Annotated in this window: 18 protein-coding genes, 1 tRNA gene and 1 pseudogene; 9 read left to right on the top strand and 11 right to left on the bottom strand. The window is 34.9% G+C overall.

All coding sequences use genetic code 11. The features are described 5' to 3' along the window. Positions 1-139 precede the first annotated feature (139 nt). Genes fad_RS06595 through fad_RS06585 form a run of 3 tightly spaced genes read left to right on the top strand, consistent with a single transcriptional unit; the run spans position 140 to position 2,016 of the window. Positions 140-1,135, top strand: coding sequence for a sulfite exporter TauE/SafE family protein (locus fad_RS06595; RefSeq protein WP_081142821.1), 996 nt, complete (start codon positions 140-142; stop codon positions 1,133-1,135). Continuing rightward, positions 1,116-1,517, top strand: coding sequence for a DUF1634 domain-containing protein (locus fad_RS06590; protein ID WP_081142820.1), 402 nt, complete (start codon positions 1,116-1,118; stop codon positions 1,515-1,517). The genes fad_RS06595 and fad_RS06590 overlap by 20 nt, the downstream gene beginning before the upstream one ends. A gap of 31 nt (positions 1,518-1,548) precedes the next feature. Then, on the top strand, positions 1,549-2,016 hold the full coding sequence (locus fad_RS06585) for a GNAT family N-acetyltransferase (RefSeq protein WP_081142818.1): 468 nt from the start codon (positions 1,549-1,551) through the stop codon (positions 2,014-2,016). Positions 2,017-2,019: 3 nt separating this feature from the next. On the opposite strand, the gene fad_RS06580 is transcribed toward fad_RS06585, so the two are convergent. The 6 genes from fad_RS06580 to polX all read right to left on the bottom strand — a co-directional run bounded on the left by fad_RS06580 (position 2,020) and on the right by polX (position 9,042). Next, on the bottom strand, positions 2,020-3,234 hold the full coding sequence (locus tag fad_RS06580) for a methionine adenosyltransferase (RefSeq protein ID WP_081143173.1): 1,215 nt from the start codon (positions 3,232-3,234) through the stop codon (positions 2,020-2,022). Positions 3,235-3,369: 135 nt separating this feature from the next. Beyond that, positions 3,370-3,825 carry a DUF5680 domain-containing protein gene (locus fad_RS06575; RefSeq protein WP_081142816.1) on the bottom strand — a complete coding sequence of 152 codons (456 nt, stop codon included), beginning with the start codon at positions 3,823-3,825 and terminating at the stop codon, positions 3,370-3,372. A 47-nt stretch (positions 3,826-3,872) separates the two neighbouring features. After that, on the bottom strand, positions 3,873-4,265 hold the full coding sequence (locus fad_RS06570; RefSeq protein WP_081143172.1) for a hypothetical protein: 393 nt from the start codon (positions 4,263-4,265) through the stop codon (positions 3,873-3,875). Positions 4,266-4,345: 80 nt separating this feature from the next. Beyond that, a complete protein-coding gene (locus fad_RS06565) occupies positions 4,346-4,684 on the bottom strand; it encodes a hypothetical protein (RefSeq protein ID WP_081142814.1) in 339 nt (112 codons plus the stop codon). Next, a complete protein-coding gene (locus tag fad_RS06560) occupies positions 4,681-7,182 on the bottom strand; it encodes a penicillin acylase family protein (protein WP_081142812.1) in 2,502 nt (833 codons plus the stop codon). The genes fad_RS06565 and fad_RS06560 overlap by 4 nt, the downstream gene beginning before the upstream one ends. A gap of 141 nt (positions 7,183-7,323) precedes the next feature. Continuing rightward, positions 7,324-9,042 carry a DNA polymerase/3'-5' exonuclease PolX gene (gene polX, locus fad_RS06555; protein WP_081142810.1) on the bottom strand — a complete coding sequence of 573 codons (1,719 nt, stop codon included), beginning with the start codon at positions 9,040-9,042 and terminating at the stop codon, positions 7,324-7,326. A 151-nt stretch (positions 9,043-9,193) separates the two neighbouring features. On the opposite strand from polX, the gene purH reads away from it, so the two are divergent. Next, the gene (purH, locus tag fad_RS06550; RefSeq protein ID WP_081142808.1) at positions 9,194-10,696 is read left to right on the top strand and encodes a bifunctional phosphoribosylaminoimidazolecarboxamide formyltransferase/IMP cyclohydrolase; all 1,503 of its coding nucleotides are present in this window, start codon (positions 9,194-9,196) and stop codon (positions 10,694-10,696) included. Here the strand turns inward: purH and fad_RS06545 are convergent. Both fad_RS06545 and fad_RS06540 read right to left on the bottom strand, forming a co-directional pair. After that, positions 10,693-11,562, bottom strand: a complete 870-nt coding sequence (locus fad_RS06545; RefSeq protein ID WP_201800965.1) for a presenilin family intramembrane aspartyl protease PSH — start codon at positions 11,560-11,562, stop codon at positions 10,693-10,695. The genes purH and fad_RS06545 overlap by 4 nt on opposite strands. Next, entirely contained in the window at positions 11,534-13,810 is a 2,277-nt protein-coding gene (locus tag fad_RS06540) for a DNA topoisomerase I (protein ID WP_081142806.1), read from the bottom strand. Before fad_RS06540 ends, fad_RS06545 begins: the two co-directional genes overlap by 29 nt. 142 nt (positions 13,811-13,952) lie before the next feature. On the opposite strand from fad_RS06540, the gene fad_RS06535 reads away from it, so the two are divergent. Beyond that, complete coding sequence (locus fad_RS06535; RefSeq protein ID WP_009886425.1) at positions 13,953-14,228, top strand: hypothetical protein; 276 nt, start codon at positions 13,953-13,955, stop codon at positions 14,226-14,228. Here the strand turns inward: fad_RS06535 and fad_RS06530 are convergent. After that, the gene (locus tag fad_RS06530) at positions 14,225-14,617 is read right to left on the bottom strand and encodes a transferase (RefSeq protein ID WP_081142804.1); all 393 of its coding nucleotides are present in this window, start codon (positions 14,615-14,617) and stop codon (positions 14,225-14,227) included. The genes fad_RS06535 and fad_RS06530 overlap by 4 nt on opposite strands. A 117-nt stretch (positions 14,618-14,734) precedes the next feature. Here fad_RS06530 and fad_RS06525 point away from each other — a divergent pair. Continuing rightward, positions 14,735-14,807: transfer RNA gene (locus fad_RS06525), tRNA-Val, on the top strand. A 768-nt stretch (positions 14,808-15,575) separates the two neighbouring features. On the opposite strand, the pseudogene fad_RS09325 reads toward fad_RS06525, so the two are convergent. Further along, positions 15,576-15,761, bottom strand: a pseudogene (locus tag fad_RS09325) (IS5/IS1182 family transposase); the annotation flags it as partial. 124 nt (positions 15,762-15,885) lie between these two features. Here fad_RS09325 and fad_RS06520 point away from each other — a divergent pair. From fad_RS06520 to fad_RS06510, 3 genes are all read left to right on the top strand, one after another. Next, positions 15,886-17,247 carry a transposase gene (locus fad_RS06520; RefSeq protein ID WP_081142072.1) on the top strand — a complete coding sequence of 454 codons (1,362 nt, stop codon included), beginning with the start codon at positions 15,886-15,888 and terminating at the stop codon, positions 17,245-17,247. Between the two features lie 237 nt (positions 17,248-17,484). Further along, complete coding sequence (locus tag fad_RS06515) at positions 17,485-19,920, top strand: DNA methyltransferase (RefSeq protein WP_081142802.1); 2,436 nt, start codon at positions 17,485-17,487, stop codon at positions 19,918-19,920. A 2-nt stretch (positions 19,921-19,922) separates the two neighbouring features. After that, entirely contained in the window at positions 19,923-22,931 is a 3,009-nt protein-coding gene (locus fad_RS06510) for a DEAD/DEAH box helicase family protein (protein ID WP_081142800.1), read from the top strand. Positions 22,932-23,169: 238 nt separating this feature from the next. Here fad_RS06510 and fad_RS06505 read toward each other — a convergent pair whose 3' ends face one another. Beyond that, positions 23,170-25,842, bottom strand: a complete 2,673-nt coding sequence (locus tag fad_RS06505) for a UvrD-helicase domain-containing protein (RefSeq protein ID WP_081142798.1) — start codon at positions 25,840-25,842, stop codon at positions 23,170-23,172. Between the last annotated feature and the right edge of the window lie 210 nt (positions 25,843-26,052).

Raw genomic sequence — 26,052 nt, 5'->3', positions numbered from 1 at the left:
TATTAACGTGTAGGTAGATTATAATGATACAGGAACTTTTTATAATTACAGCAATTAATATATACTATCAATAATTTAAATCAGGATATATATAATTTCCATTGATAAATAATAAATATAGTAATGTAATAAAGTGTAAATGACTTTACTTTTAATAGCATTGAAATTCCTGACTATAGTTTTCGGCTCTATTATTGCAGGATTCATTGGATCATTAACAGGACTTGGCGGCGGAACAGTACTGGTTCCTGTGCTGACATTATTCTACGGCATTCCTTTTATCTTTGCTGCCGGTGCGAGCCTTATTTCTACTATAGCAACATCTGCAGGGTCTGCAAGTGCATACACAAAGAAAAAAATAGCCAATATAAAGATAGGAATAGGATTGGAAATTGCCACCACCACAGGTGCAATAGTTGGGTCTCTTACATTAGTTTTTATTGATAAGCACGCATTGATATGGTCAGTTTACGTTATCTTCGGGCTTGTGCTTTTATTTTCATTAATACCAACAATTAAAAAAATTGGAAAGGAAGTTCCACCTGAAACAAAACCGGACTGGAGCACAAAGTTATTCCAGCTTACCGGCTCTTATTATGATGAAAGGTTGAGAAAAACAATAAAATATCATGGGATTAGATGGTGGCTTGGAGAAATAGTAATGTTTTTTGCAGGGTTTGTTTCTGGACTGCTTGGAATTGGCTCTGGTGCATTGAAAGTCCTGGGGATGGACTGGGCAATGAACCTTCCCATGAAGGTTACAACAACATCAAGCAATTTTATGATAGGAATAACCGCAGCAACAGGGAGTTCAATATACTGGTATGAAGGATATATAAATCTATTCATAGCTGCAGCAACGGCAATAGGGGTTTTAATAGGGGCATTTTTCGGAGCAAAGGTGCTTGTAAAAATTTCTAATGAAAATATAAGATGGATATTCTTCGCAATACTATCATTCCTGGGATTCGATATGGTGTTTAAAGGACTTCACCTCATAAATTTCCTGATCACTTTCTCATTGATGATACAGTTCTTTATATCTGTTATAATATCTATAGTATTAATATCGCTTCTATTTTATAACTCTAAAAGGAAAGAGTGGAGGAAGGTCAATGAAAAATCACGACGATGAAATAATAATAAGTTATTTCCTGAAAGCAGGAGTAATGATAAGCGTTTCTTTTATTGTAGTTGGTGTCATAATCCTGTTTGCGAAGAATGGGGGAGATGGATTCACACTATCTCAGATGTCCAATTATAATTACGCACTGGCACATGGAATAGATTCAAAATCAGTATCGCTGAGCAAGATAGTATCAGGCCTTTCTGCAATAGATGGCCTTTATTTTATAACAGTAGGGCTCTGGGTTCTCATATTCACACCTATCACCGTGGTGTTTATAGGCTGGCTTTCATTTTTTGATGACAAAAACTATCTTTATGTGGGAATGGCTTCTATAGTACTTTTCAACCTGTTTTTTGCAATGCTTGTCGTCCCCAGGTTCCTGGTGTAATTGGAAAGATTATAATATTTTATACATATACATGGCATATATGGCCGCAGGGAACTCATTTTTTGGTTATCCCAGAGGATTCGAAATAAAAGATAGTGAGACTATAATGGAAATAATAAAGTGCTCATTGTCTGAGTACTACACTAAATCCCTGATACTCGACCTTTACAGGGCATGGCCCCAGGCATTTATAGTGTACGACAATTTTGATTCTGTAGTTGGTTTTATTATTGGAGCTAAATATTCCGGCACGGAAGGCAGAATTTTACTGTTTGCCGTTAAACAGGAATTCCGGTATGCAGGTATAGGCAAGGCACTGTTGACACAGGAGTTAAATGTCATGATCCGTGCTGGCCTGTCCACAGTAAGATTGGAAGTGCGCACTGACAATGAAAACGGAATAAAATTTTACAAAAGGAATGGTTTCTCTATTATTTCAACATTAAAAAATTATTACTCGGATTTATCCGACGCTTACCTTATGTGGAAAATAATATAAAATTTAAAAGACATCTGCTTTTCCGTCAACAAACATCTGTGTTAGTTCTTCTATGTGTGCCAGTTTGTCATCTGCTATTGCCCTTATATTGTTCTTATGTTTTGAAGGGTCAACATTGTCTTCATAGATAAGCTGTAAAGATGCAACATGAGGCTCATCTACAGGCCTTCCTATCTGGGAAACTATCCTTACAAGGACTTCCTTTATATCTCCTCCTTCTTCCTTTACCACTTTGTCTGCTATCTGGTTTGACAGTACATTATACAACTTTCCCACATGGGTTACAGGATTTTTCCCTGCTGCAGCTTCCATACTCATTGGCCTGTATGGTGTTATTATTCCATTGACTCTGTTTCCTCTTCCCACGGAGCCATCATCGCCATTCTCCATAGAAAGGCCTGTAACAGTAAGGTAATAAACACTGTCTGATTTGACATCTCCAGTATTTACAAATACCTGAACGTCCTCATCTGTGTATTTTACTGCATTATCCTTTATCTTGTTTACAAGTTCATCCTTTATAGCATAATATTCTGAAGGGTCTTTAACGTATTTATCCACATATGCTGCTGCCACTGTAAGGTTTATGGTCCTTCCCTTCCTGAATCCCATTACCTTTATATCATATCCTATTGCTGGCAATGATTTCTTAAGGTCGCCGTTTATATATTTCTCTGTAAGTTTTACAAGTGTCTCTGTATCGGTAAATGGTGCAAATCCAACTCCAAAGGAAGTATCATTTGCTTTGAATTTTCTTGTATCATATAACCCTCTCAGGTCCACCGATCCATTTCCTATTCTTGAATCTATCATTACATCAGAATCTATGTCAAGATCCGGGAAATGCTCTCTCAAATAATCTTTTGCTGACTTAATTGCCAGTGATTTTACAGGAATTCTCTCGTTTCCAACGGATGCAGTAGCACGCCCACTTAATAATATGTATGTAGGGTCAAGAACATTTCCTCCTTTGAATTTAGGATCTGCCTGTCCTCCCACCACCTCCACCTGATCTGTATTATGGTGTAATATTCTGCCATATTGCTTTAAGTAATATTTGCTCAATGCCCTGCTTACTGATTCGGCAATTCCATCCGCAACGCTGTCCGGATGCCCGATTCCCTTTCTCTCCACAATTTCAACTTCCCTGCTCATTGTAGGGCTCTGCTTTATTGCCTCTACCTGGATGTTTCTTTCAACTTTTAATTGTGACTCCATAAGCCTCACATAGGTATAAGTTTTTAAACCTTTTGTCTGCAGGACATAGAAATTACTCGCTATTCATAAATATTACTATGAATCATTTTGAAGATTCAGTGTTAAATATTTCAATGCGGTTCACATAATTTCAATTCATATGATATAGCCGCCAGAGTAATGCATTTCATAAATAACATTATCAGCTTCCTCAATTTCTTCATATCCCATAAAATGCCCTATATCCCCTTCACTGGCGTTTTTGTATGTAAATTTATTGTTTGAGAAAACATCATTCCCTCTCAAGGGCAGGCTTTCTGGCATGGTCCTTAAGGCACTCCGGAGAAAATCATAAACCTCTTTGGAGTCATAGCTGTCATCCAGGATTGCACCATAATACACCATGCCCCACTGTGGAATATTATTCTCAAAGACGGTTTCTTGCCCGATAAATGATACAGTTCCGGAATAAATGTCTGCATATTTCAATTTACCATCTTTAAATGAAAATTCCATTGTTCCGGCAATTTTGCCCTTATAATAAGCATTTCCGGAACTATAGCCATTTAATTTTGCTGAGGTTAAAAATTTTGTGAGTTTATTATCGTCCATTTATAGTATATGTTGAACTAAAAGATAAAAATTTTCAGGATACTGTGTTATTGCTGTGTTGCTATGTTCTGCAACTCATCCAGCAATTCTTTTTCCACATGATCTGACCATGCTATTTCAGGGACATCAACAACTATGAAAATCTCCGAAAGGAGAATAACCTCTATAGCTGTTACGGCAATATCGCCCAGCAATTTACCTACTCCAACCTGAACCTTAACCTGTGACCCTTCCGATGTGAATAGAAATGTAAGTGCCCTGTCAGCTGCAACCAATCCCCTTAATATTCCAAACTTCTGTGCCTGCAGTATAGCTTTGTCTGCCTGGACATTGCTCTGAACCCTCCACTTATTATCTGTCAGGTATTGTGAAAAGGCATTGATCAGGTCAGGAAGATTTTTAGTGGTATCAATAGTTCTCTCTTTTTTAAATATTTCCATAATTATTTCATTCATATATGGTATAAAAGTATTTTGAATAAATTAACGAAATAAAATATATTAAATACACTTCCTGGCAATTATTTATTAATTGAAGAGCCTATTAGCAATCCCGCTATTGTTATAACGAATATAATCAGGAAGGTTAATAGTATTACCAGGTAAAATGGAATTCCCGCTATGCTGGATGCTAATGACGCACCCCTGATCCTTGTGGCATAGGATGGTATTAAAGCTATAAAAATTCCCAGCATTGAGGCTACACCCGCTAAAACTATATATGAAATTTTTCTAACCATGAAATAGCCTATTAAAATTGCAGGTACAATTTGCAAATACCAGTAACCGTAATATCCAAGCAAAAAGGCAGTTATAATTAATATGAATATTCCATATATATTAAAATATTTATCATTCATTTTTGATCACCATACCCCTGATAAAATTGTTCCGGCATATTTACTGGAATTAATGTGTAATATACACCGTTGTTCCATGGTATGAAGTTGTTTGAATAATAACTGCTCAATGGGTTTTCAGAGATGCCACCGGGATATATGCCTACGGACTTTGCAGGATTTGACAGGTTAACTATAAGCCTCCATGAGGGGCCAAAATTGGATGTAAGCCCGTATGCTGCGTTTATCGTATTTCCATTTCCAGCCGCCGGGATTTCCTTTGTATTCAATGTATTTATGCTAAAGAAGCTGGATAAGTACCTCTTATGAATATTGCCCCAGTCCCATTTCGATGATATTGTGCCATATTTTTTATTAAGCTCATTTATTGTCTGGTTAAATGCATGAAGTGCCAGTGATGAAAAATTCTCAACATTGCCATTCAAAGGGTTATTGAAATATGTTGAATCAGGATAATTAATTGTCCAGTTTACCAGGTCTTCCATCAGTGGGCCATGGTATGTTACATCGCTACCCAGGAAGAATGATATGTTATATAATCCATCCTGAGGAGTTATTCCGTATTCTTCCATGTATGGCAGGAAAGTATCGTTTACTATATTATGTTCCCAGAAATGGAAAACACTTGCTGCTGAAGAATTAATATCCATATTCCCGTTCCATGATTCCAATTCATTATATATTTCTGTATTTCCATAGTATTTTTCAATGGATTTCAACAGGGGCTTCAGGAAAATATTGGTTGAGTAATCATGTACCGACAACTGTACTTTTTCCATTTTTGACGTATTGAACCCGGAAGTTGAATTTAACAATGAATATATCTCATTTGCACGTGGCCCTGTTTCATAAAGCCAGCCAGTATAATATGGATAACCTGGTGAAACAGTTATCTGGTTAGCAGAGAATACAAATCCCCTTGCAGGGTCGTATAAGGACGGCTCATATTTCAGTGGTATGAAACCCACCCAGTTTGACCTACCAGTTCCATTTAATACACCTCTGGGATTGCCTGATTCTATGACAGGATAATCTCCATACGGGAATATGCCGATATTGCCCTTTGAACCTGCAACTGCCCAGTTCTGTATTGCAACCTTGAAATATTGTGTAAGGTTGTCCCTGAACTCTGATACTGTATGTGCTCTGTCTATATGCAGGAAAAATGTAAGCTCATAACTCGGGGATAGACCCGTCCAGTCCATGGCAATTTTTGTTCCCGAATCATTGTCAACCACAACCCCATTGTCTGCAACTTCCAGCTGCAGATTATATGGCTTTGAATCCTTTACATTTATTGTTTCGTTTATCACTGTGAATTTTGTCCAGTTTCCGTTGGAATAGTAACTGTATGGATGTGAACTGGATGTTTCTTCAGCATAGAAGTAAGTTTCCTGTGTCTGCCCGTTAGTTGCACCCCATGCTATGTAACTATTATGTCCGAGTATTATGCCGGGGAAACCAGGGAACACCACTCCGATCACGTTCATGCCTGGAGATACAAGCTGGAAACCTATCCATATTGAAGGCACGCTTGTCGTGAGATGTGGGTCATTTGCAAGCAAAGCCGAAACATTGTCTGTTTTTACCCCGTTGACTGCCCAGTCGTTGCTGAAACTTTCAGAGGATGGAAATGCAAGTGATGTTGGCGATGAAAATGCAGGTATGCTGCTTATGTTTACCGGTATATGCACAGACGGCGTGTATAATGTTAAATTGTTAATATCGCCTGTTTCGTTGTAAATTCCCGGATTGCATTGATAAGGCACAATGGGGTTTTGTATTCCTGCCTGGTAAGCTGGATACAGCGCTTTTATAATGTTTTCAGGCATTTTCTGCAATGCATACTGGAAGTAAAGCGGCTCAAAGCCTCCTGCACTGTTTTCCCACAGAAAAGTTTGCTGGATTGCAAAGATATTTGTTATGTTAAAATCCTTGGGCTTATAATTGAGCAGTTTAAAAAGCAGTGGCGTATTTCCATAGCTCAAATTGTTTATGTATGAGTTTATACCGGAGACAAAATTGCTGGTTGCCATATAGGTGTAGGAAGTTTTTGAAAGGTTGTTTACTTCAGATTTAGCTATCTGGCAGTCCATTAATTCCCTTGAAAATATATCCGATGACAATTCACTTTTACCTACAAGTTCGGATAAAGTGCCCTGTGCTTCCTTCTTGATGAAGACCATCTGTGCAAGCCTGTATTTTGCCTCTAAATAGCCCTGTTCATAATATAACGACCAGTTATGGTTGCTATATATGCCTATAAATCCATCAGATTCCTGGAAAGTTATGACCTCTGCAGTCTTACCATTATAAGTAATATTCATATATTTAGCGCCAGTTTTATACTCCGGTGGAATAGAATAAATACCTTTTGAAGGATTTAGCAGTTTATTAGTCGGCGGTAAAGGCCCAATGGAGACTGAAATCATTGAAATTATAACTATTGCAACAATTACTCCTACTATGAATCTTTTTTTAGATGAAAAGACTTTCATAAAAATTGATAACTATGATTTATTTAAATATTAGTTAGTGGACGAATATAGATTTAACTATAAAACCTCTGGCAATCGCTAAATTCCTGAAAAATATTCATGGTTATTAAAATAAATAATTAAGATGCAGTTTATTAAATATTATTTTTTTAAAAACTTCATCAGGCCATTTAAATCCATTGTGTTTATTACTTTTTCCTTTCCAAGCCATCCCCTTCTTGCGGTTCCAACGCCCAATTCCATAAAATCATACCCGTAAATGTTGTGCGAATCTGTGTTTATTGAATAATAAACATTGTACTTCGAGGTTTTTAGAATGTTTTCATCGTTTAAATCTAACCTCTCAGGAGAAGAATTAATTTCCAGTGCAGTTTTATATTTTTCACAGTATTTTGATACCTCATCCAGTTCTATTTCATATGACGATCTTTTATTAATCAACCTTCCGGTGGGGTGCCCCAGAATATTTACCTTACCGGTTTTTATTGCGTTTATTACTCTCTGTGTCATATCTTCCTTTTCCATTGAGATATTCATATGGACTGAAGCAATTACGCAATCCATCTGTCCCAGTGTTTCATCTTTTAAATCCAGTGAGCCATCCTTTAAGATATCAACTTCTGCGCCTTTCAATATTTTTATCTTATATTTCTGATTTAATTTATCTACTGTATCAAAATATTTTATAAAATCCTGGTCTCCAATTCCATGGGCTATTTTTAGATTTTTTGTGTGGTTTGTCATTGCAATATATTCATAACGCTTTTCCAGCGCAGCATTAACCATTTCTTCCGTTGTGTTGAGGCCATCACTTTCCTTTGTATGCAAATGCAGGTCTCCTTTAATGTCATTTAAACTTATCAATTCCGGTATCCTGTGTTGCAATGCCAGTTCTATCTCACCACGGTCTTCACGCATTTCTGGAGGTATATAATCCATATTTAGCCTGTTGTATATGAATTTTTCATCCTTACTGGCTGCTATATTGCTATCATTATAAAACAGGCCGTATTCATTCAACTTATAATTATTGCCTATTGCTATTTTCCTTATCTTTATATTGTGGTCTTTGCTACCAGTAAAATATTGCAATGCAGCACCAAAGCTTGCATCATTGATAACACGCAGGTCGCAGGTCACACCGGTGCTTAATAGAATTGTTGTTTTTGTCTCGCCTTTTATCATCACCGATCTTGCATCCTCAAAATTTATAAATAAATCCATAGTTTTTTTGCTATCTTTCGATGTTGCCAGTATATCAATGTCCCCCAGAGTCTCTTTCATTCTTCTTGTTGACCCGGCGATAAAGCATCTGTCTATAAAATCACTTTTTGTTAAATATGAAATGATTTTTCTTGCCTCATTTAATCCCTGGGCAAGCAAAATTCTACCGTGCAACGAAGCCAGCATTGAAATATTCTTTAATATTAATTCTTCGCTTTTTTTCCCAAAGCCGGGGATATCTGCTATTTTATGTTCTTCTGCAGCTTTTTTTAAATCATTTAAATTTTTTATGCCGAGCTTTTTATACAGTAATATTGCTTTTTTAGGCCCTAGGCCTTCTATCCGGAATAAATCTTTAAAATCAATAGGGTATTCACTTTTAATTTTTTCATATTTTTCTATTTTTCCGGTTTTCAGGTATTCTATTATATGCTGTGCGATTCCCTTGCCAACACCGGGAATTTTCATTAATCCACCAATGCCATATTTATCATAGAGATCAGAAACATCATCCGGCATTGATTGCAATTCCCTTGCCACCCTCTGGTATGCCAGGGCTTCAAATTTTGTTTTTTCATCAATGCTTAAAATATTGTATAAATTTTCAAAAATCCCAGCTATTTCCGAGTTTGACATATTAAATACATATTGCCCTTAATTATAAATCTATGGAATAAAATTAAATATGCATTTGTTCTGGTCAATCCCCTGAAATAATTATTGTAACCCGGAGATAAATATGATAACCTCTGCAATAAATATTTAAAACATTTTTTAATAGGGTAATATGAGAATTCTCATAAGCGTCTATGACAAGACAGGCCTGGTTAATTTTTTAAGTTCAATAAAGGACCATATTGATGAGATATATGGGACAGAAGGCACAGTAAAATACCTCAAAGATAATAATATTGCAGCAAATAATTCATCAAATCTTACGGGGTTCGACGATCTTCTTGGCGGGCGTGTAAAAACACTGCATCCCGCAATCTTTTCAGGAATACTTTCAAAACGTGACAGTGAAAGCAATATGCAGCTGGAAAAATATCATTATAAAGATTTTGACATGGTAATATGCAATTTATATCCATTCGTTGAGGCGTCTAAAACAGATGATCTTGAGAAAATGATAGAAAATATAGACATAGGTGGCTTGTCGCTTATAAGGGCAGCTGCAAAGAATTACAAAAATGTTGCAGTACTCTCACATCCGGATGATTACAGCATGGTAAAAGATGTTCTTCAAAAGAATGGGAAAATTGATATGAAAACTAAAGAAATACTGGGGTTAAGGGCATTCTCAAGATCTGCGGATTATGATATTCAGATATATAACCGGCTGTACAGGAAATTAAATGATAAGCAGCCTGAGGAATTATTCATACATGGCTACGATAGGACAGATCTGAGATACGGGGAAAATCCAGACCAGGAAGCATATATGTTCAAGGTAAATGAAAAATATGGAATACCAAATTCCATACAGTTGAACGGCAAAGAATTATCATACAATAATATACTGGATGCCAATGCAGCACTGGAAACAGTGCAGGATTTTCAGGATATTACATCTGTAATAGTAAAGCACAGGACTCCATCAGGTGTATCCAGTGCAGGCACATTGAAAGAAGCTTTTATCAATTCATACAACGCAGACCCGGAATCAGCCTATGGATTTGTAGTTGCACTCAACAGAAAACTCGATATGGATACAGCAAAGGAAATGCAAAAAAAATTTATTGAGGTATTGATAGCTCCAGAATATGATACAGATGCATTGAACCTGTTAAAAAAGAAAAAGAATATGAGAATCCTGAAATGCTCCATGGATCACGACCCTGAAAAAGCAATTTATTCGGTATCCGGAGGTGTACTTGTGCAGTCCAGGCTGGACTACAGGTATGACAATCTGGAATTGAAATCAACAGCAGAAGCAGGAAAGGAAAAACTTGCAGACCTGGAATTTGCGTGGAAGGTAGTTGCACATGCAAAGAGCAATGCCATGGTACTTGCAAAGAACAGGACAACGGTTGGAATTGGTGCAGGGCAAACATCCAGGATAGAATCATTAAAAATAGCTATAGAAAGGGGCAATAGCAATGTAAAAGGTTCAGTGCTGGCTTCTGACGCATTCATTCCATTTGACGACTCGGTCATCGAATGCTATAAGAATGGAATAGATGCTATCATACAACCTGGCGGATCTATAAGGGATGATGACGTAATAAAAAGGTGCAATGAATATAAAATACCATTATACTTTACCGGAAAGCGTGTTTTCCTTCATTAAATCGCTACAACTGCAAATGCAATAAGGAAGCCAATTATAACTCCAGTATTGATATAAGGAAGCCCTGGCGCAGGTTTTCCATGGTTAAAAAAGAAAAGAAATCCAAGGGCAGAGAGTGCCCCTGCCAGGGTAAGTGCAATAAACAATGCAATATGGAGTGGATTGTATATTGCAGAGGAGATAATTAATAGTTCAGGAATTGCCATATCTCCAAACCCCAGCATTATTACAGAATGTGTGCCGCGATTATCGAATGTAAGGTCTTTAATTTTGATTCCACCTTGAGATGGAAGGGTGAACATAAGTGGAAACTGATTGTCAATCGCCGCCTTAGCAAGTGTTACCATATGCTTCGTTTTATAAACTGATATATAATCATACACAGCGAAAACTACCAGCAAAGTTATTGCAATATAAGGCCTGAGAAGTATGCCCAGTATAGCCGCTGCCCCGGATATCATAATAAGCCCTGCAGCATCTGTGATATACCATTCATTCCGGAATATCAACATGTATGCAAAGAAACCTGTTACTATAGCAATTATTGCATAATATTCAGGAAGATTCACAGCAACTATTCCTGCAACTATGGATGACACCAGGAAAATCATGTATAGTACAAGTACAATAAATATTGCTTTCATTATCTTTGCATGTTTTTTAATTATGTAAAGTGCCGCAGCAGTAAAAATGACAATGAAAACTATATAGTATATAACAAAGATAAATGATATGCCATTTGACTCTGCAGCTATGCCGGAAATCTGGTCAAGGTTAAATGCCAGGTACAGTGCAAATGCTGTTGAAACTATGAAGAGCAGAATGCCGAACAGCTCACTATTTATTCTCTGATTCGCTTTTTTCAACTTTATCCTTCCTGTTGTATTCACATTTCATATTCGGGCAAAATTTCCATTTTCTCTTTCCATTAACCATTATAAGCAATGGTGCGCCACAGTACCGGCATATTTCTCCTGTTGGCATTATCACACCTTTCTGCGGGAGTGGATATGTTACGGTGCATTTTGGATAGTTGGAGCACCCCAGAAACCGCTTTCCGTACCTGGATTGCCTGATTATGAGGTCGCCACCATCAGAGGGGCATTTTCCAATAGAAAGTTTTTTTCTGTTATATTCGCAATTCGGATCGACACATCTATACTCCGGGGACTGTCCTTTCCTGATTATCTTTATAATTGGCAGGGAACATACATCACACCTTTTATCCGTCATCTGCACTAACCCGGTGGCGTTAAGGTTAAAATTGATTTTGCAGCCCTCTGTTGAGCACTTTATTTTTGAAAAATTCCTGAATTTAATCAGTGATATTTCACCGCCATCCAGCGGGCATGTCCCTATAGAATCGCCCTTGTTGGCATATGATGTAATTGTTTCTTTAATTTCTTCCTTATTCCCTCTGAAACCTTTTAACGCACTGTGGAGCATATTTCTTGAGTCATTGACAACATCATCCAATTTTTTCTGGTTTTCTGCTATTTTATCCATCTCTTTTTCCAGCTCGGCAGTCATATCAGGCTTTGCAATGTCTGAATCAATAGTTGTTATAGATTTTATGAACCCTATACCCAGCGGTGTTGGCCTTAATGGATTGCCTGTTGCAAAGTTCCTGTCATTGAGCTTCTGTATAATGTCATGCCTTGTGCTTTTTGTTCCGAGATTCAATGATTCCATGAGTTTAAGCAGGGATGCCACATCGTATCTCTTAGGAGGCTCCGTATACTTTTCTTCCATATTCCATTTTTTTCCTTTTACTGTTTCCCCTATTACCAGTTCTGGAAGTTTATATTCTCTTAATTTTCTGTATTTATAAATGTCAAACCATCCGTTGTCGATTATTTTTTCGCCCGATGATTTGAAATTATAACCTTTTATGTCAATATCTGCATCAGATTTTTCTATAACTGCATTTTTATACAATGTAGCTAAAAATCTTCTAACTATAAGTTCATAGATGTTTTTATATGCACCTGTAAGAGCCTTTTTCGGATATGAAACAGGGTATATTGGCGGGTGGTCTGTAGTTTCAACCTTGCCCCTCGATGGATAAATCTTTTCCTGCCCCAGTACCATCTTTGCTTCATTATCAAATTCAGTACCTTCAAATTTTTTTGCTATGCTTTTAAGCGGTATAGATCGCTGGTAAACGGTATTATCAGTTCTTGGATAGCTTATAAGCCCGCTCATATAGAGCTTTTCGGCTATTTTCATAGCATTGGACGGCGTAACCCCTATTCTGGATGCTTCCCTCAGGAAATCCGTTGTGCTGAATGGTGGGGGTTTATACACCTCTTTTTTCTCATTTTTATATGATTTTACTATCCCATCATTCCCATTTATTGCATTAAAAATTTTATTTGCTTCATCTTCGTCTTTTATATTTTTTTCATACACGCCCTGGAAATCTATTCCCTTATTGAATGTAACATTTATGACAAAATATTTTTCCGGCACAAAGCTTGTTATTTCTTCTTCCCTTTCAACTATCAATGCCAGTGTTGGCGTCTGTACCCTTCCCACAGAGATAAAATCTTTCCAGAGCCTGTTGCTTGTTACAGAGAAAAACCTTGTGAGAACTGCACCCCAGAGCAGGTCTATCTCTTCCCGTGCCTTGGCAGAGTCTGCAAGCCCGTAATTTACATCAAGGAGATTGTCAAAGGCATCCTTTACCTCCTGTGACGTCAGTGCACTGAATTTGGCACGCCTGATGTTTGTATAACCCGGCTCTATAAATTTTAATGCCTCCACTCCTATGAGTTCTCCTTCACGGTCATAGTCAGTAGCTATAATGATATTATCAATGCCTGAAAATGATTTCAATGCAGAATATGCCCTCTGGTTGGTAACTTTATAGATAATATTGGAGTCTATAAGCTTATCAAGGTCAGATTTAACCCAATCTTTGAACTCTTCTGGAAAATCAGCTCCTAGTATATGCCCACTTAATGAGACCATGATATTCTGCTCATTGTTCCTTTCAAATTCTATATAACTGATGTTCTTAGTTTTTTTCTGCTTCGATGTTTTATCCGAGAGAATGTACGATATACGCCTTCCGGCATCCATTTTTTCTGCTATAATTAAATTGAGTACCAAAGTAATCTACTAATAATTAACAATACTAAATAAAGATTTTTAAGATGTATGGTGAAAACAGCGGCACATAAAATTTATGGCGATTTCTGTAATTAACTTAAATTATAGGAACATTTAAATATTTACGTTGTGATATAGATATATGACAGAAGTAATAGTAGTGCATAAATGGAAGGATGAACAGAAAGATCAGGTTATGAAGTTTGCAACAACCATAATGGATATGGCAAAATCAAAGAAATTGCCTGCAGGATTAAAACTTGAAGAGCTTTTCTTGGCAGATAAGGAAAACCAGGCAGTATGCAGATGGGATGTTGATACACTCGACCATTTGATGGAAACAGCAAAATCAATGAAACCAACATGGGATATACAGGCTACAGAAGTAACACAGAAATTCAAAAAAGGACTTTTCTAAATCTTTTTAGTTATTTTTGGAGGAATTCCAAGTTTAGAGGCATATTCCTCAATAGTTTTTATCTGCTCCCTATGAAGGCCAAAAAATATGCCTTTTCCCTTGCCGCGCACATATAAATTTCCATGGAATTTCATGAGTTTTCCAAGTGTGGGGCTTATGATTATGAGTTCATGTCCTTTTACAGGTATACTGACTTTATCCGAATCCCAGCAAATTTCCGGATAATCGCTATGCCTTGGCAATAATATCTTTTTAAATGCCATGCTTTCTATATCGATATGTGTAACCCTTGCACGGCCATGTCCCTTAATATGAATGAAAATTATCGCATCATCAGGTTTAACACCATCCAGGAATACCTCTCCCGATACCATTATCTTGCCCGGCATGATATTCAAAATATTATATTCATATTTAATAGCTTCATTATAATATAAAATAAATAAAATATATATTTTAAAGGACAGACATAAAAATTATTATATCATTATAGACTTATCCTCTACGGGCTCGTAGTCTAGTGGTTATGATACCGCCCTTACAAGGCGGTGATCACCGGTTCAAATCCGGTCGGGCCCATTCAATTAATAGTAACTAAAGTTTATTCACACAACATTCGTCATAGATTCTTCATCTGTTCTAATAATATATAAATGACAGAATATGAAAAATAAGTTGGTGTTGAAAGTGGTCGTTCCTCTATGTATACCATCAGCATGAACAATTTATTAGCTCATACGTTATAGACTGACGACAACAATACCTAAAAAGAAAATTGATCACTGTCTATAAAATCATTTAGCTCTCTTAGGTGCTCCATGACTGCCTTTACACTTAAATCTATTTCCAACATTTTCTCGAATTTACCATTTCTATCTTCTTAAATATTCTGACTTCATTGGCTTTCATACCGCTTCCGATCAAAGAAACAACAGAGAAAGCTAAAATTTCCAGGAGAATAGAGCAGTATGGTATCTAGAGATGTCAAATCTTTGATGAATAAGTAAACAATGTGAGATCGACGGTGATAATTATTTCTCGGACATATCTCAATGTTCTAATTTAACTATAATGAATCGTTTTGAGATACTACATGAAGACCTAGGATATACAGCCAAGTTTCGGTAATTTCGAGATATATGCTTTATCCACTCATTTGAATTATCAAATATAGGAAGAGATGAAATTCTAGTAATTGAAGGTTCAGCTTATAAATATTGCCTATATCTGATTTAATTTCTTCCTATTTCCCTCAAGACGATGTTTTCCGCCTCTTTATAGAACCCTTGTGTGTCTCTTTCCTTGATATCCAACATTCCATGAATCTTCTTATAATTGTGACCTTTATGGATGTCCTATTTTACCATTATTCTTTTCCTGTAACAGGCTATCATAATCCTTTATGAATGATAAATCTCTAAGGTATTGTATTCTGTCTGCAAGTGATTCATTATACTTTTTCCATCTCCTGTTTTACCCAATCGAGTCCATTTTTATACTCCTATTTATTTTATTATTGATTTGTGGTGCCAAAGCAAATAGTCCCTATATTTCACTATACAGCCTAAACTCTGAGCTTATTTAGGGAACATTTGAATTATTATCCAGTATTTGGCGAAAGATTTATTTGCTTATATGTGTTCCCTATATACAGAACATGACAAGGGAGATAAAAAAGGTTGGAAAATATAATTACGTTTATGAGAGCAGCATGGTATGGGATTCAGAACACAGTAAAAGGCACAAGGTTTCCAAATATGTTGGAAAGGTAATTAATGGTGACATAGAGAATCCTAAAAAAGTAAGGGAGGTTGTATCAATCCATGGAATATATGAGATTGGCCACCTTGAGCTCATATTCTCCCTTATGAAGGATGTATTGTCATTATTAAGGGAAGAATATCCTGATGATTATACGAAAATTGTTGCTTTCTCCCTCAACAGGCTAATATTCCCTTTGCCGTTGAAGTCCATAAAATCATGGATAGAGAAAACATGGCTTTCCAGGACAATACATGAACTATCACCAAAATCATTGTCATCTATGTTAAAGCGCATAGGGCAGGATCAGGATAAGCAGAAGAGTATCTATATGAAACTGATGAAAAAGAATGAGGTCATAGCCTATGATACATCAGCCTTATTCTCCTATTCACCTGGAATAAGGATGGCAGAGTTCGGGCATAACAACAATGACATCAATCTTCCAATGATAAGGATCATTATGGGATTTTCAAGGTTGAGGAATGAGCCATGCTATATCCGCCTGGTACCTGGAAGTATTGCAGATATTGATACATTAAGAAAGACGGAGGAAGAGCTCTCACCGGGAACTCTATTTGTTATGGACCGTGGATTCATAGATGACAATAATTTTAGCAAAATGGATACGAATGGATTGTACTTTATAACACCATTGAAAAGGGATTCAAAGCTCCCTGACTATTCCATAAATGGAGATAATTTCTTCATGTTCAGAAAAAGGGCTATAAGATACTCTTCCACTACTATAAAAAACTATGATATTCATGTATTCGAGGATATATTGCTCAGAGCCATGGAGGAGAATGAGTACTATTCGCTTGTTGACTCCGGGAAGAAACCTGTATATTCACCTGAAAAGGCAGGAAAGATTGCACTTATCACCAATGTAAGGGAAAAGCCGCAATCAATATTTGAATTATACAAGTTCAGGAATGACATAGAGGAATCATTCGATGTATTCAAGAATCTTTTGCAGGTGGATACACCATACCTGAGGGATGATGATACATTAAAAGGGTATGTATTTGTTTCTTTCATATCCCTCATTGCATATTACAGGCTCTTGAAGTTGTTAAAGGCAAAGAAAATCAATAATAAAATTAGTGTAAAGGATGCTCTTCTGCAGCTGTCAAAGATATACCTTACTGATGTTGGAGATAGAATAATAATGGCAGAGATACCAAAGAAAGTCAGGGAACTTGCTGAAATCCTGGAACTTAAACCGGAGCTGTTCCCTAAAAATGTGCCGAGTTAAGGATACAGAGGTTTACTTCTTAAGTTTTAAATTTATTGTACAATGATTATTAAAGTAGGACGAATTATGGAACACACTAGTAATCGATGAAATCAATAAATACTATGATAATCAACAAAGAAAGATTTCATTATACTCCTGTATAATGCCCTATTGTGGGATATCTACAAAAGAGACAAAAGTAAGTTTTATATGCAATGCCATGATTTGATTTGATAATTTAAAAGAGGCTATGTAATGGTGAAAAATGAAGTAGAGTTTTATCAGGATTTAAAGAATATATTTATTGGTGCTAAAGTAGAGGGAAATTCCGGCTTTGTAAATTTAATGAGGATAAAGTCTGCATACTTTGATAAGATTTTTAAATTAATACAATCCGACATTGATGCAAAAATCTCAGAGTTCCCCGAATTCAAAGAAGAGTTGTTTACCAGACTCCATACATTCTTTAAGACATACTTTTCGGAATCCGGAAGCATATACTTCAGTTATACACCATTAAAATCCAAAGTATACGAAAAAATATATACAAACATCCAGGATGTGGTGCTTTTCTGGAAAACTAACATGCTTTATTATGTTAAAACTGACAATCTATGGAAGAGTTTATCAATTAATTATAAAATAGATAATTTAGAATATAAAGTGGTATTTGACGCCTCCCAGATTGAAGGAAAGCGTGCTAACGAAAAAGGAGAGGTAGTATTCGAACTGGATAAACCAGATAAGATAGAAGATAAAGTAATAAATTTTAAATCTTCTTATTTAGTAGGTGGAAAGAAAACAAAAGTATCTGAGATTTTAAAAGGGTTAAATAAAACGGGAATACATATAACGGAAGAACAATTAGAGGAATTGTTCCACACATTTAAGAAACAGACAGAAGTTGACTATTTTATCAATAAAGACGCAAAAACATTTTTGAGAGAGCAATTCGACCTATGGTTAAAGAATTATATTTTTGACGATGACAGTGTTTATTCAGAAACTAGAATAAAACAACTAAAAATACTAAAAAATATTGCTTATAATGTAATTGATTTTGTGTCCCAATTCGAGGATGAACTTGTAAAGACCTGGAATAAACCTAAATTTGTTTTAAATTCTAATTATGTTATAACTCTCGATAGAATTGCAGAAAAAGATATTGAAATAATAAATAAAATTTTAAATAATAATGGTATAGATGATCAGATTAGTGAATGGAAAGACCTCCATCTAGTAGATGATAATTTTAATAAAAATAATATAATAAACATGTTAGATAAATCATTAAATCCTGACTATAAATTTTTACCTGTAGATACAAAATATTTTAAAGATATTGAATTTAATATTATCAAATTATTTGATGATTTAGATAATGAACTAGATGGCCGATTAATACACTCCGAAAATTATCAGGCATTAAATACCATTTTACCAAAATTTAAGGATAAAATACAGACAATTTACATTGATCCGCCTTTTAATAAGGATAAAAATGCAGATTATCTATATAATGTGAAATATAAAGATGCTACGTGGATAACATTGCTTGAGAATAGAATAAGGTTAGCTAAAGATTATCTAAATGAAGAAGGCAGTATTTTTGTTAGATGTGATTACAATGGTAATATGTATGTAAGATTATTAATGAATGATATATTTGGCGGGGAGAATTTTAGGAATGAAATGGTGGTAAATAGAACCCAAGAATTTTTCAAATTCTCACATGGTTTAAATAAATTTATGGTAGACACCGATACACTTTTTTTCTATGGAAAAGCAGGCAAATCAATTTTTAATGAGATAAAGATAAAAAGGGAAATTGAAAAATGGTGGGAACCATTTTTGCCAGGAAATCCTAAAGATAAAGATGATTGTTATAGGATTGTTTTTAAACAAAAATTTCCAGCTCCAAAAGGGAGGAAATGGGGTTTTTCTCAGGATCAAATTGAAGAATTAGAACAAGAAGATAGAATAAAAATTGAGAATGGAAAAATCAAATATGCTCCTTTAGGAACTACATTGAAGAATAACTGGACAGATATTCCCGGATACTCAAGGCATTTTGATTTTCCAACCGAAAATTCCGAAATTCTTTTAAAGCGTGTCATAGAATCTACTTCTAATGAATCCGATCTTGTTATGGATTTCTTCCTGGGATCTGGAACAACTGCAGCAGTAGCACATAAGCTTAAAAGAAAATGGATTGGAATTGAAATGGGAGAACACTTTTATGACGTGGTTTTGCCCAGAATGAAAAAAGTTTTAGCATATGATAAATCAGGTATATCAAAAGAAAACGACGTTAAAGAAAAATATAACGAGAAAAACGCTGGAGGATTCTTCAAATACTTTAATTTAGAACAGTATGAACAAACATTAAAAAATTCCGTTTATTTACCTTCTGAACCTTTGTATAATTTAAATGATACATCTATATACAATCAATATGTATTTTTTAAAGATCTAAAGTTTCTTGATAAAATGGAAATAGATAATAAAAATAATAAAATAAAGTTTAACTTTAATGGACTATATGATAATATTGACATAGCAGAAACTTTATCTCTTGTTAAAGGTAAATTTATCAAAAGTATAAGTAAAGATGAAGTTGTATTTAATGATGCGAAAATAGTTTTCTCGGATGTAGATTTTACAGCACTAAAGCCTCTGATCTGGTGGTAATAATGGAAGAAAGAATAATACCGGTTTATCAGAGATTAATTCATAATGTAGATTCAAGTAGTTTACCTGATTCATGGGATTTTACATTCGATAAGTTTTCTGAGAGCAAAAAATTATATGATTACCAGAAAGATGCATTGAAATCGGGATTAAAATTTCTCCATCATTATTATAGTGATATTTTAAACTATCCAGAATCCGAATATAATAGTAGTATTCTGGAAGGCAAAAAATCACTTTTCAATGAAATTAACACAGAAAGAATAGTAAAACATACAGACATTCTGGATATTTCAGTTAAAAATACCAGCATTTTTAAAATAGCAAGCCAATTCTATAATGTAGAAGGTAAACGTATACCTTTCTTTAACTTTACAAACAGGATGGGCTTCTGGATGGCAACCGGTAGTGGAAAGAGCCTGGTAATAGTCAAATTAATAGAAATTTTAAATGAACTTAAGAAAAGGGGTTCAATACCGGATGAAGATATTTTATTTCTTACATATAGAGATGATTTAATAGATCAAATTAAGAAACAAATAGACGAATTTAACTCATTTTCACCTGTTAAAATTAAATATTGGGATTTAAAGGATTATGATAAGGTAAAGCATGATTTATTGTTTAATAGGGATGATATAAACATATTTATCTATAGATCGGACTTGATTTCTGACACATCTGCAGAGAAACTTTTATCTTTTGAGGATATTGAAAATAATGGCAAATGGTATATTATCCTTGATGAAGCGCATAAGGGTACCAACGGCGATTCCAAGAGGCAAATTTTTTATTCAATACTTTCCCGCAATGGATTTTTATTTAATTTCTCAGCTACCTTCACAGATCGGTGGGATATTATAACTACCGTATTTAATCTAAATTTAGATCGTTTCACAGAAAAGGGATATGGAAAAAATATATACGTTTCACAGCAGGACTTGAGTGCACTGGAAGGATATAACAAGGATTCCGATTCCATAGAAAGAAGAGATGAAAAAAAGAAAATTGTACTTAAAACACTCATAACCCTTGCAATGGTTAAAAAAGCGTATAAACAATTATCGACAGTCTCAGCTAATATTTATCACAACCCCCTTCTTCTTCTTTACGGACACACCACTGAGGTAGAAAATGCAGATATTGAAATATTCTTTGAAACACTGGGAGACATAGCTCTTAATAGAATAGATTCACGCATATTCGAAGAATGTAAAAATTCTATACTGGATGAATTTATAAACAACCCTACTTATGTGTTTGGCAAGGATACGGATAGTAATAAACTCAGGTTTAACTACAACGATTTTTCAAACCTGACATTTGATGATGTTTTGAAATTAGTGTATAACTCGGATGGCGCAGGAAAAATAGAGGTTGTTAGAACAAAGGCCAATAAGGCAGAACTCGCATTCAAGCTTAAGACATCAGATAAGTACTTTGCATCAATAAAAATTGGCGATATAACAAAATGGCTAAATGATAAGTTAGTGGGTTACGAAGTGAGTGAAAACCCAACAGAAGACAGCTTTTTCAATAATATAGATAATAATAGTAGTCCTATTAACATACTTATGGGTTCCAGGTCATATTATGAAGGATGGGATTTAAATAGACCAAATGTAATGGTTTTCGTAAACATAGGAAAGGGGGATGCAAAAAAATATGTTCTCCAGTCCATAGGCAGGGGAGTTAGAATAGAGCCACTTAAGAATAAACGCCAGAGAATTGCAGAATTATCAAGGAATGGAGATCTAGAGGCAAAGAAAATATTTTCTATTTTACAGGAGAAGAATTATGAAGGTTTAATTTCCATAATAGAGACATTATTCATTTTCGGAACTGACGAAAACAACATCAAGGCAATAATGGACGGCATAAAGTTTGAACTGGAAAAAAACGGTGAAATTTTAGATGTAAAAAAGACAAAATTTGATTTCAATCCGAAACTCCTCCTACCTGTTTACCTTGAAAAAAAAGAAGTTGAGCTAAAGGAATTGCCAAAATTTAGCGGAAACCTCAACCTTCTTGAAGATTATGTAAATTGGATGGAAGACGATAGAGTGATCTATGCTAATTATTCTGATGTAGCCACGCCTGCCACAATAGGCAGATTACATAATTATCTAAACGCAGATAATATTCAGAACACAAATTCATCAAATGCATATAATCAATTGCATAATCTTATTGGACATCTCAATACCTCTATAAAGTATATGGATAAATTTAAAGACCTGGAGGATGAGATTATTCACTTTAAAGAAATAAGTGCAGAAGGCATTTCCAAAGAAAAGAAAAATGAACTAAATAAAAAAATTGAAGACGTACGCAACCTTAAAAATTCAGATTTTGTTGAAAAAAATCTACTACAAAAATTTAAATCTGGAGAGATGAGTGAGAGAGATCTAAAAGAATACGGCGACCTAATGAAAAAAATGGGGAAGATTGAAAAGCCAACACTATTTGAATTCGATGAAAGCAAGATAGAGTTGATAAATATAGCTCAACATTACTACTTGCCAATAATTTTATCTATATCAGATAAGGCAGATGTCCTAAGTCATGTCATTAAAGTAAAGAGCGAGAAGGAATTCATACATAACCTGGATGAGTTTATAGCGAAAGAAGGTCTAAAGAGTTATAAACTGGATTGGTGGGTTTTCTCCAAAATTGATGAAAGTATTGATAATGTAAACATACCATACTTCGATAAGGGAAAGAACCGTATGAGAGATTACTCTCCAGACTTTATCTTCTGGCTTAAAAGAGGAAGTGAATATAGAATAGTTTTTGTTGATCCAAAGAGTACAAAATACACAGATTATGAGCAAAAGGCCGATTATTTCAGTAAGTTATTTGAGGAAAATGGGTTTCCGAAGGAGTTTCAGTATGGCGGATTTTCAATAAAGGTACACCTATTTATGGTAACAGATAATATAAATTCAGTAGGTGAAAACTATAAGAAATACTGGATAGATAATATTGAAAAGATATTTTCTGTTATTTAGGCTAATAGGGATAATTGATATTAAAACTAAAATCGGAACATTCAGTATTTTTTATTAATAGTATTCCCTTTACATTTAGAATGTTACCGTAGGCAAAGCCATTTATAATTTACAGACAATTACTTACACTATCAAAATTTCTTATTGCATACAATATTTATTTAAATACAGGCAGCATAAAAATAGTGGAGAAATAGCCCTAAAATCTATGCACATCATGAATAGATAAAAATAACAATTATTTTAGAAGTTCTGCTAACCTTTCATATAATGTATCTTCACTGGGCTGCTTAAGATAGTCCTCAATAAATTTATCTGGATTGCTTTTATACTCAAGGAATCTTGATATATATTTTTTCAGTGAAGTTTCAGAATACTTGTCCGGTTGTTTATAAATTAGGCCTGATGTATTTTCATGTGTGTTTATTTTTCCTCTCATGCTAATATACCCTATGGCAGTATCTATATTTTCAGGGCTGATATTATTTTTTATAGAATAGAGGATTTTATACGCTAACAACTGTACCCTGTGGTGTGAAGCCCTGTCCGTGGTTTTATCCGTTTTGTAATCCAGGATAACATATTTTTTCCCGTCACTGAAAACAGCATCAATTTTGCCGAAAAACATAATTTTATCCGGTTCACCAGAAAACTCCTCAAACATCTGGTTTATCCTGGCTATTGCCGAAACTTCTGCCTCAATCTGTTCCATATTAAAACCTGATTTTATCTGGTTTACAACAGATTCTATATTTGAGAGTATCTGTTTATCCCCACTGCCAAGAAGTTCATTTTTTATTTCATTTTTATAAAGCGATTCCGCCATTTCATGGGCATTTAATCCGTAATACAATGCATCTGTTTTTTCATTGAGCTTCAATATATTGTTCTTTAGCATGAAAAACGGGTTGTCAATGCTTATAAGCGAAAATGAAAGGACATTCTTATTCTGGAAAAATTCGTAGATTATATTCTTTAACCAGTTTTCCTTGCTGGAAAGGGTCTCCTTAGCGCCATTATAATCACCTGATACGAACTGCAAATATGCTTCATTGTATTTTCCAGGTACAGTAATCTCCTGTTTCTCAGGAATATTCTCATAGGCAACCATTTCAGAATATTCTGGTATAAGGTAATTCGGCGCTTCCCTGCGATTTGTACACACCCAGAGCTCCTCTTTTGCCCTTGTAAAAGCCACAAAGTCTATTCTGACGCTCTCATTTTTAAGTTCGTCATCAACGTTGATCTGTTTTATTTCCTCAATTATGGAAGATACAATAATATCTATATATGTATCTGATTTTCTCGGCTTTTTTGGCAGATATATTACATTGTCAAATTCTCGCCCTTTAGCCTTGTGCACTGTGGTAAGAATTATACGTGAATTGCCAGATTTGCTGGAATTTTCAGAATACGATAAATCCAGGAAATCGAAGAAATTTTTCCGTGTATAATCACGTTCCGCATCAAAAAATTCACCGATGGAAGATTTTACTGTAGCAGCCGTAAGGAAATACTCCCTGCTTATGGACGATGCAATAGGAAATATTCTGCTTTCGAAGAGGTCCATTATATTTTCCCTGGACAGTTCTTTATTCCTCAATGAGAAAAATGGGTTTGAACTGTCAAATAAATCAATTGTATTTTCTTCACTTCTGAGTGATTCAGCAATTTTGAAAGCCTCCTTCAGCGATATGCCAGAAAATGGTGTTACCATGGCATTAATTATATCATCCGGGCGATCATACAGAATGCCTTTTAAAAATGCGGTTATATCTTTTTTTGCCTGATTTATTGTGTGTACATTTGAATCGCTTGAATAATCAATATTATACCTATCAAGAAGTGAAGATATGGTATCTATCTGTGAATTTGTCCTTGCTATGATTCCTATATTGCCACTGGACTCTGGAATGCTATTTATAATTTCCAGGGTGGAGTCTTCTGGAGAATCTACTTCAACAATTTTTACCTTATTCCCTTTTTCTTTTGTGCCTCTGAAATTTTCAAGTTCCGGCACATCATTTTCGAATTTTAAATAGTATTGTTTCGAGTAAGCCAGTATGGTTTCAGTGCTTCTGTAGTTAATCTTCAGGTCTTTCTTCTCTATCCCGCTGTTTCCAATCAATGAGTTAAATACTGATAATGCGCCCCCCTGAAATCCAAATATGGACTGTTTCCTATCGCCCACCAGAAATTTCACATTTCCTGTAGACATTGCAATTCTGGATTCTATATCGTTAACATCCTGCAATTCATCTACAAAAACATATTCATATGTTTTCTTATCTTCCAGTTTCTGGAATTGAAACAATAAATCGTTGAAATCCGGGTTTTCTTTATTTTCCTCATAATAATTAAATGCCTGGTAAAAATAATCAAACAGGTACTCTTCCTCTTCAAGGCCAATATTTCTCACAATTCCGGAGTTATACTTTCTTCTCAGTGATTCCATTATCATGTCTCTGTTTTTTGCTATGTCTACCGGCATGATTCCGAAGCTTTTTATGTATCTGATTGCATTTTCCAGTTTAGGGACAATATCTTCAATAACATAGTCCCTGCCATAATTGAACGCCTCAAGGTCTCTGAGCTTCTTATATATAAGGTACCTTGCAATATTATATGATACTATATTTTTCTCCGCCTTTGATTGGAAAAGTTCCTGGAATGCCAGTGCATGGAATGTGTAAATGTTAACATCATATGCAGTTACATTCTTAATTTTATTGGCAATCAGCAATTTGTCAATATTTTTCTGGAGTTCACTTACTGCGTTGTTTGTAAATGTGATGCAGAGTATTTTTTCCGGTTTTACCCCTTCTTTAATCAGATTAATAACTTCATTGGAAATCATGGTTGTTTTCCCCGTTCCTGGATTAGATATTACTAAAGTATCTCTATTGATCATTGTTAATATAATTGTTTTGTGTTTAATAAACTATAAGGTATTGGTATGCCGGTGTAATAAAAGCTAATTAATCCTCTGTATTTCACTTTACAGAAGATTTACATTGAATTGAAATTCTGGCAAAGTGAATTATGCAATACATTTTAAATAATTAAAGAATTTATATTAAAATAGGGTCAATATTATATTTTTAGATAACTATTTCAATGT

It is taken from the genome of Ferroplasma acidiphilum (assembly GCF_002078355.1).
Classification (GTDB): domain Archaea; phylum Thermoplasmatota; class Thermoplasmata; order Thermoplasmatales; family Thermoplasmataceae; genus Ferroplasma; species Ferroplasma acidiphilum.
The sequence above is the reverse complement of the archived record's forward strand: the minus strand, read 5'-3'. Positions and strand labels throughout refer to the sequence as shown.

Excerpts from the sequence above, each read along its gene's own strand:
- fad_RS06535 (WP_009886425.1), top strand. The coding sequence starts at position 13,953 with ATGACAGAAGTAATAGTAGTGCATAAATGGAAGGATGAACAGAAAGAT.
- fad_RS06580 (WP_081143173.1), bottom strand. The coding sequence starts at position 3,234 with ATGGAGTCACAATTAAAAGTTGAAAGAAACATCCAGGTAGAGGCAATA.
- fad_RS06565 (WP_081142814.1), bottom strand. The coding sequence starts at position 4,684 with ATGAATGATAAATATTTTAATATATATGGAATATTCATATTAATTATA.
- fad_RS06575 (WP_081142816.1), bottom strand. The coding sequence starts at position 3,825 with ATGGACGATAATAAACTCACAAAATTTTTAACCTCAGCAAAATTAAAT.
- polX (WP_081142810.1), bottom strand. The coding sequence starts at position 9,042 with ATGTCAAACTCGGAAATAGCTGGGATTTTTGAAAATTTATACAATATT.
- fad_RS06510 (WP_081142800.1), top strand. The coding sequence starts at position 19,923 with ATGGAAGAAAGAATAATACCGGTTTATCAGAGATTAATTCATAATGTA.
- fad_RS06530 (WP_081142804.1), bottom strand. The coding sequence starts at position 14,617 with ATGCCGGGCAAGATAATGGTATCGGGAGAGGTATTCCTGGATGGTGTT.
- fad_RS06515 (WP_081142802.1), top strand. The coding sequence starts at position 17,485 with ATGGTGAAAAATGAAGTAGAGTTTTATCAGGATTTAAAGAATATATTT.
- fad_RS06585 (WP_081142818.1), top strand. The coding sequence starts at position 1,549 with ATGGCATATATGGCCGCAGGGAACTCATTTTTTGGTTATCCCAGAGGA.
- fad_RS06570 (WP_081143172.1), bottom strand. The coding sequence starts at position 4,265 with ATGGAAATATTTAAAAAAGAGAGAACTATTGATACCACTAAAAATCTT.
- fad_RS06590 (WP_081142820.1), top strand. The coding sequence starts at position 1,116 with ATGAAAAATCACGACGATGAAATAATAATAAGTTATTTCCTGAAAGCA.
- fad_RS06595 (WP_081142821.1), top strand. The coding sequence starts at position 140 with ATGACTTTACTTTTAATAGCATTGAAATTCCTGACTATAGTTTTCGGC.
- purH (WP_081142808.1), top strand. The coding sequence starts at position 9,194 with ATGAGAATTCTCATAAGCGTCTATGACAAGACAGGCCTGGTTAATTTT.
- fad_RS06520 (WP_081142072.1), top strand. The coding sequence starts at position 15,886 with ATGACAAGGGAGATAAAAAAGGTTGGAAAATATAATTACGTTTATGAG.
- fad_RS06560 (WP_081142812.1), bottom strand. The coding sequence starts at position 7,182 with ATGAAAGTCTTTTCATCTAAAAAAAGATTCATAGTAGGAGTAATTGTT.
- fad_RS06505 (WP_081142798.1), bottom strand. The coding sequence starts at position 25,842 with ATGATCAATAGAGATACTTTAGTAATATCTAATCCAGGAACGGGGAAA.